This window comes from Neoluteolibacter marinus, from assembly GCF_014904755.1.
In the GTDB taxonomy this organism is placed as follows: Bacteria; Verrucomicrobiota; Verrucomicrobiia; order Verrucomicrobiales; family Akkermansiaceae; genus Haloferula; species Haloferula marina.
On sequence record NZ_JACZFQ010000105.1, the window covers coordinates 1 to 13,176 of the forward strand.

At 65.5% G+C, this 13,176-nt stretch carries 10 protein-coding genes; 2 read left to right on the plus strand and 8 right to left on the minus strand.

Annotated elements, in window-relative coordinates; translation table 11 throughout:
- The 4 genes from IG178_RS20805 to IG178_RS20820 form a co-directional block, all read right to left on the minus strand.
- A partial coding sequence (locus IG178_RS20805; RefSeq protein ID WP_193214515.1) for an autotransporter outer membrane beta-barrel domain-containing protein occupies positions 1-1,747 on the minus strand: 1,747 nt, incomplete at its 3' end.
- A 162-nt stretch (positions 1,748-1,909) separates the two neighbouring features.
- The gene (locus IG178_RS20810; protein WP_193214516.1) at positions 1,910-4,216 is read right to left on the minus strand and encodes an exo-beta-N-acetylmuramidase NamZ domain-containing protein; all 2,307 of its coding nucleotides are present in this window, start codon (positions 4,214-4,216) and stop codon (positions 1,910-1,912) included.
- 170 nt (positions 4,217-4,386) lie between these two features.
- Positions 4,387-6,786: an L-type lectin family protein gene (locus tag IG178_RS26255; RefSeq protein ID WP_193214517.1), complete on the minus strand. Its 2,400-nt coding sequence runs from the start codon at positions 6,784-6,786 to the stop codon at positions 4,387-4,389.
- 195 nt (positions 6,787-6,981) lie between these two features.
- The gene (locus IG178_RS20820) at positions 6,982-8,421 is read right to left on the minus strand and encodes a sulfatase (RefSeq protein ID WP_193214518.1); all 1,440 of its coding nucleotides are present in this window, start codon (positions 8,419-8,421) and stop codon (positions 6,982-6,984) included.
- Positions 8,422-8,507: 86 nt separating this feature from the next.
- Here IG178_RS20820 and IG178_RS20825 point away from each other — a divergent pair, with 86 nt between their 5' ends.
- A complete protein-coding gene (locus IG178_RS20825) occupies positions 8,508-8,765 on the plus strand; it encodes a hypothetical protein (RefSeq protein ID WP_193214519.1) in 258 nt (85 codons plus the stop codon).
- 215 nt (positions 8,766-8,980) lie between these two features.
- On the opposite strand, the gene IG178_RS20830 is transcribed toward IG178_RS20825, so the two are convergent.
- Positions 8,981-9,838, minus strand: coding sequence for a carbon-nitrogen hydrolase (locus IG178_RS20830; RefSeq protein ID WP_193214520.1), 858 nt, complete (start codon positions 9,836-9,838; stop codon positions 8,981-8,983).
- 81 nt (positions 9,839-9,919) lie between these two features.
- Here IG178_RS20830 and IG178_RS20835 point away from each other — a divergent pair, with 81 nt between their 5' ends.
- Positions 9,920-10,636 carry a protein-L-isoaspartate(D-aspartate) O-methyltransferase gene (locus IG178_RS20835; RefSeq protein ID WP_193214521.1) on the plus strand — a complete coding sequence of 239 codons (717 nt, stop codon included), beginning with the start codon at positions 9,920-9,922 and terminating at the stop codon, positions 10,634-10,636.
- A gap of 6 nt (positions 10,637-10,642) precedes the next feature.
- On the opposite strand, the gene IG178_RS20840 is transcribed toward IG178_RS20835, so the two are convergent.
- From IG178_RS20840 to IG178_RS20850, 3 genes are read right to left on the minus strand one after another with little or no spacing between them, the layout of a single operon-like run.
- The gene (locus IG178_RS20840) at positions 10,643-11,572 is read right to left on the minus strand and encodes a DUF2167 domain-containing protein (protein ID WP_193214522.1); all 930 of its coding nucleotides are present in this window, start codon (positions 11,570-11,572) and stop codon (positions 10,643-10,645) included.
- Positions 11,573-11,621: 49 nt separating this feature from the next.
- Positions 11,622-12,215, minus strand: coding sequence for a hypothetical protein (locus tag IG178_RS20845; RefSeq protein ID WP_193214523.1), 594 nt, complete (start codon positions 12,213-12,215; stop codon positions 11,622-11,624).
- A gap of 39 nt (positions 12,216-12,254) precedes the next feature.
- Entirely contained in the window at positions 12,255-13,175 is a 921-nt protein-coding gene (locus tag IG178_RS20850; RefSeq protein ID WP_193214524.1) for an RNA polymerase sigma factor, read from the minus strand.
- Position 13,176: the final 1 nt, after the last annotated feature.

Consider the following 13,176-nt stretch of genomic DNA (forward strand, 5'->3'; position numbering starts at 1 on the left):
CGCCGTCGCCGGAGCCATCGCCGGTGATGACGGCGTCATAGTCTCGGTTGGCGTTCATCGAGCCGTTGGTGTCGAACACGGCACCGGCGGCGACGGTGATGGTCTTGCCGTTCCCGCCCAGGGCCTGATTGCCACCGGGTTTGAAGGTTCCTGCGTTGACCGCGATGTTGCCGGTGAAGGTGTTGACACCTTGCAAGGTGACGCTGCCTTCGCCTGACTTGGTGATGCCGGTCGAGCCGCTGATCAGGTTGCCTCCGGCGGCGGTGAACAGGTAGTCGTTGCCGAGGGAGTTGTTGATCGTGATCGAGGACGGCGCGAGGTTGCCGGTGAGCGCGACGGATCCGAATCCGGTGTCGCCGAAGCTGACGGCATCGGCCTGATAGAAGAGGTTGTCGCCTTCCAGCCAGTTGGCGGAAATTCCGATGTCCCAATTGGCTCCACCATTCCAGGTGCGGCTGGCATTGCCGGTGGCCAGCTCGATTTCGCCGCTCACCGGCTCGCTGAAGACGGCGTTTCGGAAGCCGGCCGCGGCGGCCAGGTTGCCGATCCCGCCGGTGATGGCACCGGAGTAGCTCAGCACCTTGGTCGAACTGCCGACCGCGGGGGTGGAGAGGAGATTCACCGTGTTGGTGCCGGTGAGGGTGAGCGGTCCGCTGACCGTCAGCGCGCCGGGCGTGGTCGGGTCGGCGTAGATGGCACCCCCGTTGAGGGCGACGCTGCCGCTCAGCACCGCCTCGCCGCCGATCTGGCCGGTGGCCTGGAGATTGACGGCGCCGGGGAAGTTGCTGCCGAAGGTAACCCGGCCCGCCGTGAGATTGAGGGTGCCGGTGAAGCCCGAGTTGTTGCCGGTCAGGGTGAGCTCGCTGCCGCCGGACTTGTTGACGGTGGCAGCCCCGGTCCAGGCGCCGGAAAAGGTGTAGGTGCTGGCAACGCTCAAGCTGTGGGTGCTGCCGTTCCACGCCATGTTAGAGGCGATCGTGGTGTTCGATCCGTTGCCGATCGACATCGCCGAGGTGCCGGTCATCACGATCGGGCGCGTGACGTCGAAGGTGCCGGAGTTCTTCGCCATGTAGAGGCTGGCGCTGTTGTTCACCGTGATGTTGCCGGTGCCGCCGAGGACCAGCGGCTGGCTGCCCCCGGCGTTGAGTTTCAGGGCTCCCTGGTCGATCACGAGGTTGCCGCTGCCGGTGACGTTGAGCCCCAGCAGCATGACGGCGCCGGTATCGATCTTGGTGACGTTGCCGTTGAGGACGAGGTTGCCGCTGGGCACGTTGGCGGCGACGTCGACCGAGCCGCGGACCGCCAGGCCGCGGTCGTCGGAAAAGACGCCGGAGGCACCGGCGACGTCCCAGGTCTGGTCGGCCGAGACGGTGAAGTTGCCGCGCATCGTCGGCCCGACCGCAGTGAAGGCGCCGTTGGCGACGATCCCGGTGTTGAGGGTGAGGATATGGTTGGTGGTGGTCTGGACGGTGAAGCCGCCGGTGCGGGTGCCGGTGCTGCCGAAGGTGTAGGTGCCGATGGCGTGGGACGTGTCGAGCACCAGGTTGTTGGTGCTGCCGGTGGCGTCGGCGATGGCGATGTCCGCGTTTTCCGCCGGGATGCCGGGGACCCAGTTGGTGGCGGTGCCCCAATCGGTGCTGGTGGTGCCGACCCAGGTGGATTGGCCGTTGGCGACGATCGGAGTGAGGAGGCAGCCGACGGGAAGCGTCAGCGCCAGCAACTGCTGCTGGAGGCGATGGGATGTCATGGGTTTGATATTAGGGTTCGGGTCGAATTTGGGTTACCCGGTCTGCTAAAGTTGTCCTACAGATTTTCCGCGTCGAGGAAAATCATTGTCTGTATGCCCAGAAAATGGGGCCAATCATGACGATCCGGTCGCTCCTTCAGGTGCGAGGGGGAGGGCGAATGCCTAGCGCGGATATAAAAGATATGTTCCGCGGCGCCGCGAGAAGTCGTTCAGACCCCGGTCGCGGACCGTGCGGATCCGCTCGAGCGGTGCCCTGGAACGGATCGCTTCGAGAGTGTCCCCGTCGCCGAGCAATCTGGACATGTTGCCAAGTTCCAACTGCTTGCCATGGAGGCGCTGCAGGGTGGCGGCAAGGGTCGCCCCGAGATCCGCGGCGCTGAAGGAATCGCGGTCGGTGAGAAGGATCCTGACACCCCGGCACTCCTGGCCGGCGAAGACACTGGCATCCGGGGTGAAGCGGACCGGGACGAAGCGCACGCCGGGGAGGCCGGCGCGGTTCATTTCCGCCGCAAACTTGAGGTCGTCGATGTACGGGGCTCCCAGTAGCTCGAAGGGAGTGCCGGTGCCTCGGCCGACGCTGACCTTGCAGAATTCCAGCAGCCCGACCCCCGGGTAGAGCGTGGCGGCGGTCGGGCCGCGCATGTTCGGCGAGGGGTCGCGCCACGGCAAGCCGGTCGCATCGAACCACTGGAGCGGGGAACCGCCCTCGCAGCGGATCACCCCGAGATCGGTGCCGAACTTCCGCTCGGCGTTGATCAGCCGTGCGAGTTCGCCGACGGTCATGCCGTGCCTGACGGGAATCTCGTGCGGCGCGACGAAGCTGCGCTTGCCGGTCAGGACGGGACCCTCGACCCGCGGACCGATCGGGTTGACCCGGTCGAGCACGACGAAGCGGAGTTTCGCCTTGCCCGCCGCCTCCAGGCAGTTGGTCAACGTGGCGATGTAGGTGTAGAAGCGGCAGCCGATGTCCTGGATGTCGAAGACCAGGGTGTCGATCCCGGCTAGCTGATCCGCGTTCGGGGTACGGCGCTCACCGTAGAGGCTGTGGACCGGGAGCCCGCTGGACCGGTCGACGGAGTCGCCGATTTCCGCGTGGTCCTGGTCGCCGCGGATGCCGTGTTCCGGGGAGAACAGGGCGACCAGGGTCACGCCGGGTGCGTCCTTCAGCAGGTCGATGGTGGCGTTCCGCTCGCGGTCGATGCCGCTGTGATTGGTGATCAGGCCGACCCTGCGGCCGCGGAGCTGGCGGAAGCCGTCGCGCTTCAGGACGTCGATGCCGTTCAGCACGGGACCGGTGGCCGGCTTCCTTGCGGAGGGCGGGGCGGTGGCGAAGGTGAAGCCGTCGATCGCCAGCGCCGCCAGCGTGCCGAGTTCCCGCTGGAGCCCGATCACATTGCCCCCTTCATCGGGATGATTGCGGTTGGAAAGGAAGATCACGGACGTCTGAGATTGCGGATCGATCCACAGCCGCGTGCCGGTCCAGCCGGTGTGGCCGTAGCTGCCGACCGGAAAGATCGCCCCGCGGGGACCTGCGAAGGGCGAGTCGATGTCCCAACCGAATCCGCGCAAAGGCAGGCCGGGCGGTGACTGGACGGAAGTCATGGCCGCGATGGTGTCCTGCTTGAATACCCTCGAGCCGTCGAGTTCGCCGCCCCCCAGCATCATCCGGGCGAACCGTCCCAGGTCGCGGGCGGTGAGAAAGAGGCCGGCATGGCCGGCCACGCCACCCATGCGGCGGGCGGTCGGGTCGTGGACGATGCCGCGCAAGTCACTGCCATCGGGGTTCAGGGTGGTCGGCGCGATCCTTGCCGCGTTGCGTCCCGACAGGTCGCGGAAGCCGGTGTCGTCCATGGCCAGCGGCTTGTAAATCTCGCGCTGGCAGAAGACATCCAGCGCTTCGCCGGCGACCCGTTCGACCAGCAGGCCGAGCAGGATGAAGTTGATGTCGCTGTAGCGGTAGCTGGTGCCCGGCGCGGCGGGCAGCGGTTCGGCGCAGGCGGTGGCCAGCGCGCCGTCCTTGCCTTGCCAGACGCCGTTCAAGGGGAGCCCCGCGCGCAGGCCGGAACTGTGGGTGAGGAGCTGGCGGACGGTGATGGCTTCCTTGCCGTGACCCTTGAACTCCGGCAGGTAGCGGCTCAGCGGTTGTTCCACGTCGAGCTTGCCGGCTTCGGCCAGCTTCATCACGGCCGGGGTGGTGGCGATCACCTTGGTCAGTGAGGCGGCGTCGAAGATGGTATCCTCGGTCATGGGTTCCCGGGCGGGCAGGATCGCGCGGTCGCCGTAGGCTTTGAGGTAGGTCGTCCCGTTGCGCTCCATCAGGAACACGCCACCGGGCGTCCTGGCGTCGGTCACCGCCTGGAGGATGGCGTCGTCGATCGCCGCGAGCCCTTCCGCTTTGAAAATGGCGGTCGCCGACGCCGGCACGGTGAGGAGTGTGGCGAGAAGCAAGGCGAGGAGTCGGTGGATCATGGGTTCAAGCGGGCGGCGACCCCTTGCCTCTAACGCTTCGGCCACCCGGGTGCCAGCGGCGATGCACGCGGCGGGAGTGTTTGCGGTCCATCTTGGCCCGGAAACGCAAGCGCCCCCGTCCGCAACGAGGCGAACGGGGGCGCGACCATGATTCCGGGCGCTGGAAGGGATCAGGGTTCTTCCTCGACGCGGAAGAACGAGGCCGGTGCCGCGGGGAAGCTGAAGCCGTAGGAGGTCTCGGTGCCGGCGGAGGGTATGCCCTCCTGCACGAGGAAGGGGAACGAGATCAGGTCGACCGAGCGGGTGATGCGGTAGCTTTTGCCGGGTTCCGACGACCAGGTCAGGGTGCCTTGGCCGGTTCCGACGTCGAAGCTGTAGCTGCTGATTTCCAAGGGAGGCTGCGGCGCCCCGGTGGTCAGGTGCCAGCGGGTGACGTCATTGTTCTGCGAGAAGCCGCCCGTGCGTGCCGCGAATCCGACGAATGCCATGCCTTCCGGGTTCACGGCACCGGCTAGCGACAGGTCGATGTTGAGGTTGCTGATCACCTGGACGCCGTCGAACCAGACATCGAGGCTGCCGGGCACATAGGCCACCCGGACCGTGTGGGGAGCACCCAAGAAGTCGGTGGTCAGGCCGTTGGGGGTCGAGGTGGTGTTGATGGTGATGCCCGGAGTGGTCGCGAGGTTGATCACGGGACCTTGAACCGTCGTGCCGGTACTGACCCGGAGGGTGGCGTTGCTCGGTTGTCCGGTATTCTGGTAGGCGTCGATCGCCACCGTGAGCGAGCGGTCCGGGAGACCGTTTTCACCGTCCGGCAGGACGCCGTTGCCGAGCGGACTGTCGTGGACGATGAAGGCGAGACCGTCGGCCCCGCGCTCATTGACGGGCTTGGTCATCTGGAATCCGAAGGTTGTGTCGAATCCCGTGGAGACCGGCATCCGCTTGCCGAACCAGGCGGCACCGCTGCGGCCCGGAACGTCGGGGGTGAGACGCAGCCGGTCGGCGTCGGCGGGGAGCGGGATGTTCGCGGAATCGTTGAGGATGGTGGCGAATCCCACGAGGCTCAGCTCGCCGTTTTCCGCGTCGAAATCGTCGTAGGCGATGTCCGTGACCGGAGTGTCGACCACGGTGACGTCGAAGGTGCGGACTGTTTCGAAGCCGGCGGGGGAGGTCGCGGTGAGGGTGTAGAGCGCGCTTTCCGTGGGGTAGACGACCTGGCTGCCGTTGGCGGCAACCGCTCCGGGCAGCGGATCGATCGTCACCGTCGCCGCGTCGGTCGTCGTCCAGCTCAAGGTGAGGGGTTCGCCCAGGAAGACCTTGACGGAGTCCGCGGTCATCGTGGCGAGGGGTGGCAGCGAGCCGCCGGGCAGCGGGATGTTGGCCGGGACGTTCCGGGACAGCGGCATGCTGTAGTCGAAGGTCGAGATGTCGTCGATGCGGGTCCAGGTGAGCTCGTCGTGGCTGCCCTCGAGCAGCCAGCGGACCGGATCGCGGTCCGGGAAGTCGTTGCCGGTGGTGATGGCGTAGTTGTCGAAGGTTTGCTCGCTGCCGAGGTCGAAGATCACCGGGACCTTGGTGCCGTTGTACCATTTGGTGGCCGGGGAGTTGTCCTTCAGCTTGTTCGGGCCCTCGTTGGCGGTTTCGGTGTAGAGGCCGCCCTGCATCTTGACGGCGTCGGCGAGGATCTCGACGTCGTTCTCCGGATCCTCGTCGTTGCCGGTTTGATAGAAGGTGAAGTCAGCGATCTGGATCGGGTTCGCCGTCGCCAGCCGCACCTGGATCGGGGTGAAGCGGACATAGCGGTATGTCACCTCCCCGCCCGCGACCGCGCGAATGTTGAGCGTCTTCGAAACGCTCGCGGCGCTGTTGGTCGCGGTGAGGGTGAAGGGTGTGTCCTTGTTCGCGGGCGGGGTGATGTCGATGGCGTAAGTTTCCCCCGATACGTCGCCGGGTTCGGGCTCCAGGGTGAAGTCCGTGGTGCCGATCACGCCCCAATCGAATTCCGTGAAGTGGTCGTTGAGGACCACCGAGGCGACCGAGGTGAAGAAGGTGATCTCCGGCGGCAGTTCGGCGGGGATGGTGAAGTCGCCGATCCAAGCCTTGCGGTCGATGGTGACGGGGTAGTCGTTGATGACATCAATCTTGGTCCAGGGACCGGTGGCGCTGTCGTTGCTGCCTTCCAGGGTCCAGCTCAAGGTGTCGCGTCCGTCGGCGTCGCCGCCGGTGGCGTAGGAATAGTTGTCGACCTCGACCGGGGCCGGGAAGGAGAAGACCAGCGGCGAGCGGGCGAAACTGAACCACTTGGTGTTGATGTTGCCGTCCTTGACGTAGGCCGGGGCCTCGTTGGCGGGGGAACTAGTGGTGGGGGCGGTGACGGTGGCGGACGAGGTGACGTCGGTCTCCCCGAGACGCAGGCGGAATTCCGTCATCTGCATCTCGTTGTACTGGTTGGCGCGCAGCTTCACCGGATTGAACCGGAAATACTGGTAGGTATGGCTGGCGGCGAGGGCGGTTGGCGCCGTCCCGAGCAACAGGAGGGCAGCGGCTCCCAGACGCAGGGCCCGGGACACAAGGCGAGGGGTTGTTTGATCCATGGTGGGCGTTTTTTTCGCCCTCCCTCCGAGCAACCGAGATGCCACTCACTGGGGCTCAAGGGGAAACGGTCCCATCGATTTCCCGGTGGTTCCGGGGCCGGATCGTGAGCCGATTTTGCAGGAAATTCCAAAACCGGCACTAAACCACCCGGCGCAAGAGGGCGCGATCCGTCACCGGCTGCCGCTGCCTTCGGTCGGCTTCCCTTCCCATATCCAGCGACCGTCGTGATCCCGGGTGAGGATGCGCTGGGCACTTCCCGGTGCGGGCGGGGCATCGTGGTCCGGGAGCCAGGCGGACAGCCGGGCCTTGTCGGCGGCGTGGGCCGGATCGGCGGCGAGATTCGTCCACTCGTGGGGATCCTGCCGGTGGTCGTAGAGTTCCTCGGAACCGTCGGCGTAGCGGATGTAGCGCCAATGACGGTCGCGGACGCTGTGGTTGCCCTGGTTGGCCGTGGTGATGGCGGGGCGTTCGCGAGGCGCCGACGGATCCTTCAACTGGGGGCGCAGGCTGACGCCGTCCAATCCGGTGGGCAAGGGGAGGCCTGCCAGTTCCGCCAGGGTGGGGTAGAGGTCGAGTAGCTCCACCGCTTCGCCGCAGCGGCCGGGACGGATGCCGGGACCGGCGATCACCAGCGGCACCCGGGTGCTGCGTTCCCACAGGCTGTTCTTGCCACTGATGCCCTTTTCCCCGAGGTGCCAGCCGTGGTCGGAGAAGAGCACCACGATCGTGTTGTCGGCGGCTCCGCTTTCATCGAGCGCTTTCAATACCCGGCCGATCTCCGAGTCGACGTAGCTGACGCACGCGAGGTAGGCGCGGACCAGCGCCTTCCACTCGCCGCTCTCGCGCAGCCATTGGAGCCGGGGTTCCGGCAAGTCCCAGTGGAGGTAGCGGGCGAAAGGCGGGACGTCGTCCAGGTCATCCGGCGGGACTTCGGGGAGCCGGATCGAGTCGGCCGGGTAGAGATCGAACCACTGCTGGCTGGCAAAACAGGGCACGTGGGGTTTGCCGAAGCCGACCGCGACCAGGCGCGGGCGGACGGATTTCTCCTTCAGCCGGGAGATCGCCCAATCGGCGATGGCGTGGTCGTTCTGCTCCTCGTCGCGCGCCGGAAAGACGCCCCAGTCGACCAGGCGCAGCGGCGACGGCGTCTGGACGAATTTCTCCGGCGGCAGCGGCCCGAAGGTGCATGCCGGGCCCCATGCATCGAAATCCCGCGGGCGGAAGCGCGGGTCGGGGTAGGTGTGGAAGACCTTCCCGCCGATCCCGGTCGCGTAGCCGTGCTTGCGGAAGTATCCCGGCAATAGCTCGATGTCCGCGAACTCCGGCACGGTGCGGATGAAGGGGGCGAGCCCGTAGATGCCCGTCCGCCCGGGCCGCAGGCCGCTCAGCAGGCTGGTGCGGGAGGGATTGCAGAGCGGCGCCTGGCAGTGGGCGTTGGTGAAGAGCACTCCGCGGGAGGCGAGCGCGTCGATGTTCGGGGTTTTGACATCGGGGTGGCCCTCGAGGCAGCCGACCCAGTCGTTGAGATCATCCACCGCGATGAGCAACACATCGGGAGCCGCCACCGCGGCCAGCGGGAGGGCGAGGGAAAGGATCAGGGCGCGAATCATCGTGAACCGGTGGGAACGTCGGCGGCCGGCGGGAAATTGCAGGCCGTCCTCCTTTGACGCCCGCGGCAAGCCGGGTAGGGTGCGAGATGGCCGATTCCTCATCCTCCGCCAAGTTCAGCGTGCCTTCCATCATCGCGGTGATCGCCGCCGTCTGGAGTTTCACCAGTGGTGCCTTCTTCGGGCTGATCCTGGCCGTCGCTGCCATCCTGTTCGGCATCCTCGGCATTGTCCTCTCGCTCGCCCCTCGCAAGCGCGGCGGGGTGATCAGTGTCTTCGGGGTGGTGGCGGGGGGCTTCGGGATCGTCGCCGCGGTGATCAAGGCGATCCTCTGGATCCTCGCCTGACGTATCGTTTGGAAGTGTCTATCAGGCGTTGTGATGGATAGCCGAAGTGGTCGTGAGCGTTGCCAAGGCTCTTTCCCCAGGTTGGTCTGGGAGAGGGCAAGGTCCTCGTCCGCAGGCAGTGCGATCCGGCGAAGTCGAGGATTCCGCCGGGCAACCCTTCAAGGTGATCTCTGGCTACCTGATGTTGGACGGATAGCGATCCGATGGTGCGGCCTTCACGACCGCCAGCGCTTGGTCAGGTCGTCATAGGCGTCGATCCGGCGGTCGCGGAAGAAGGGCCAGATGCGGCGGAAATCCTCGACGGCGCCGAAGTCAAGGTCGTGATAGAGGATCTCTTCCTTGTCGGTGGACGCCTTGGCGACGAGTTCGCCGTAGGGGTTGGCGACGAAGGAGCGTCCCCAGAATTCGGTGTCGCCCTCGGTGCCGGTGCGGTTGACGGCGGCGAGGTAGCAGCCGTTGGCAACGGCATGGCCGCGCTGGACGGTTTCCCAGGCGCAATGCTGGGCGTCGCCGAGTGCCGGTTTCTCCTCCGGCAGCCAGCCGATGGCGGTGGGGTAGATGAGTACCTGGGCGCCGCCGAGGGCCATCAGGCGCGCCGCTTCCGGGTACCATTGGTCCCAGCAGATCAGGACGCCCAGCTTGCCGAACCTGGTGTTCCAGACGGGCCAGCCGGTATCGCCGGGGGTGAAGTAGAACTTCTCCTCAAAGGCGGGATCCTGGGGGATGTGGCTCTTGCGGTAGAGGCCTAACAGGAAGCCGTCGGCGTCGTGGATGGCGGCGGTGTTGTGGTAGAGGCCGGCACCGCGGTGCTCGAAGAGCGACGAAATCAGAACGACACCGCATTCCTTGGCGATCTGGCCGAGGCGGTCGGTGATCGGGCCCGGCAGCGGGTCGGCGAGGTCGAACAGGGCCGGATCCTCGATGTTGCAGAAGTAGGGGGTCAGGAAGAGTTCCTGGGTGACGACGATGTTGGCACCGCCTGCGGCGGCCTCGCGGATCAGGGCTTCGTGTTGATCGAGGGCTTCGGCCTTGGTGGCGAAGCCGCGGGATTGGAGCAGGGCGAGGCGCGGCATGCGTTTAGGAAAAGGCAGGCGGCGACGGGGGGCAAGTGAGGAAGCGGTGGCGGTATGCGGAAGCGGGGGTATGTTGCCAGCATGCGTGGCCTGCCCGTCAGCTGGCTCGCGATCTGCGGGCTGTTGGCCTGTTCGGGGACGAACGGGGAGGGGATGCGCGGGGAAACATCACAAAGGAGGGAAATGATGGTGGCGGAACAGATTGAACGCCGGGGAGTGAAGGATCCACGGGTGCTGGCCGCGATGCGCAAGGTGCCGCGGCATGAGTTCGTCCCGGCGGAAGTGCAGGGACATGCCTACGACGACCGGCCGCTGCCAATCGGTCACGGCCAGACTATTTCCCAGCCCTACATCGTCGCTTTCATGACCGAGGCCCTGGCCCTCGAAGGGGATGAGAAGGTCTTGGAAATCGGGACCGGCTCGGGGTTCCAGGCAGCCGTGTTGGGTGAGTTGGCGAAGCAGGTTTATACGATCGAGATCGTGGAGCCGCTCGGGAGGAATGCCGCGGAGGTCTTGAAAAGGCTCGGTTATGACAATGTCAAAACTAGGATCGGTGACGGCTTCCAGGGATGGCGCGAGGAAGCACCCTTCGATGCCGTGATCGTCACCTGCGCACCGGACGACGTGCCCCGCCCGCTGGTCGACCAGCTGGCAGATGGCGGGCGGATGATCATTCCGGTCGGTCCGGAAGGAAAGGCGCAGCAACTGGTGCTGCTGCGCAAGAAGAACGGTCACCTGACAAGGACCGAGTCACTGCCCGTCCGCTTCGTCCCGATGACGGGCGAGGCGCAGGAATAGCGTCTGTCAGGCTTCGCTCCTGCGGGAGAAGAGCTTTTTCCCCAGGGCGGCGAGGCCGATGAGCGCAATTGCCACGAACTTCTTTCCGGCCAGGAGGAATGCGCCGAGTTTGGCCAAGATTCCGGCCTTGGCGGCGAGTTTCGCGGCGACGGCTCCGCCAAGGACGAGTCCAGCGAGGGAATAGTCGGCCTTTTTGTCGGTGTCGGGATTGAAGTCGGCATAGCGGTGACCTTCGTTGAAGTTCACCATCGAGACAATGGCGGGCGTCGCGGCCTCGATGTCGCCGACCCGGTCCATGCCGGCAATCCCGTTGAGCGAAAGTACACCCCGCCGGCCAAGTACTCGGACATCGTAGTTGAGGGCGTCCTCATCGTCGCCGACGTCGAAACGCTTGGCCCAATACAGGACCTTGGTCGACTTGTCATAGTGAGGAGCGACCGCCCAACCGGTCAGCTCCATGGTGCCGTATCCTTCTGCCTCGCGCTGTTTGTTGGACTCACGGCTGCCTTCCTTCAACTGCTCGAGGAGTTCATTGTAGTCGATTTCGTCGGCATCCTCGTCCGACACGTAGCCGTCTTCCTCGAACGAAAGGACGATCGCCCAGGAGTCCGGCTCGGCGACTTCCTCGCCGGCGGGCACCACCATCCCGAGAACGTCACTCGCGCTGCCGGGCGGGTTGCCCCAGAGATCGACGACGATCTTTTTCGCGCCCGACGCATCAACGAAGCGATAACCATCCGGCAACTCCAGCCGGGCGATCCCGCCGGGTAGCTCAGCGCTCCCCTCCTTGTATTCGATGCCGGCGAGGATCTTTTCGACATGGGCGTGATAAGCCGCTTCCATGTCGGCTTCGCTCATTTGCGTTGCCTCGGGGGCGTCCTGCGCGGCGGCGAGGCCAGCGGCAAGGAACAGGGATACGAATGATTTGGAAAACATGCGGGAACGTGGGTGGAAGCGACTCCCGCCTGCAAGATCATTCGCGAACTCAGAGCCGGGAAACCACGTCGGCAACCGCGGGGGCGAGGTCCACCGCATCTTCAGGGATTGCGGTTTGATACATCAGGGTTCCCTTGTCGCTTAAGCCACGGATCATTCCGGCCGGGAAATCAATGATAACTTTCGGCCCCGGCACATCTTCGATGGCAGAGACGGACGAGCTGTCGACGAAGGATGACGACTCGAAGTCGCCCGAAGCTTCGAGCGCCGTGCGCTGTCCGCTGTTTTCCCCGACGAGCACGATTCGAACCGCCGAGGCGGCGGTGTAGGCAGTGTCGCCGCCGCGGAAAGTTTCAGCTGTCTTCGACCCGGGGCCGGAAAGCATCGGCATCGCGATCCCGATCACCACCACGGCCGCGGCGACCGCTCCGAAGGCGGGGGTGGCAAGGAAGTTGCAAGCTCGCTGGAACCAGGTCGGCGACGGGCTCGCTTGCTTCTCTGCTTGCTGCGGCTGGAAGCGGGCCATCAAGTCCGCGGCGAGATCCGCGGGCATCGCGGGCGCCTTCTCATGGGGGTGGGTGACCAGGCTCCGCGTCAGGAGGTCGCGGGTGCCATGGAGGCGTTCTGGAAGTTCGAGATCCATGATTTCAAGGTTCCAATCGCGGTCCGGGTAGTCAGATTTTCAAAATACTAAATTTTCCCTAATCTTCTCCAGAGCCTCCTCAACCATTTCTCCGATCGCCCGGCGACGGGTGGAGAGCGAGGCTCCCGGTTTGATGCCGAGTTGGTCGCAGAAGCGGTCGTTCTGGATCAAGTCCTGGATGGTGGCGGACTGGGACACGTAGAGCGTGTAGATCAGCTGCCACTCGGTGGCGGTGAGGGCTTCCCGGCACTCCTGGTAGATTGTTTCGAAGCGGATCGCCCCGCCGGCTGAGTCCTCGAACTGCAGCGGGTGGTCGGGGTCGTCGGACAGGGCGTCCAGGCTCTCGCCGGCGTTCGGTTGGTTCTTGAGCGCGCCGCGTCGGCGGTACCAGTCGATGGCGCGGTATTGGACGATCCTCGCGTGCAGCGGGATCAGCTCTTCGAACACCGTCGGATCGAGAATCGGGGCCGAGTGGCTGCTTTCCCGTTCGCGCACCAGTTCCACCAGGGTGTCGCTGAAGACATCCTCGGCATCGGCGCCCTTGATGCCCTTGCGGGTCAAGGTCGAGAGCGCCAAGGGGCGGAGGATCTGGGGGAGGCGGTTCCATTCCGGATCGTTGAAACCGCTTTCCGGATGAATGCTTTGGAGGCGATCGAGATCGAGGTTCTGCTGGTAGCGGCGGTCCTCGGGATCGTGGTGGATCTGGGGGTTGGCCTCGCGGCGCCGCTTTTCTGCGACCAGTTCACGGGTGACGCTGGCAGTTTCCTGGATCACCCGGGCGGCAAACTCGGCCTCGGGCGGCAGGGCCTCAAAGTCCAGGGCCAGGTTGCGCATCACCCGTTCCGCGATTTCGGACGCTTGCTGCTCCGGCACGAGTACGCCTTCCACCGGCCGGCGGGCGCGGTGCCAGCAGGCCTCCCAGCATTTTTCCAGATGCTTGTGGGGGATTGTGGGGGACATC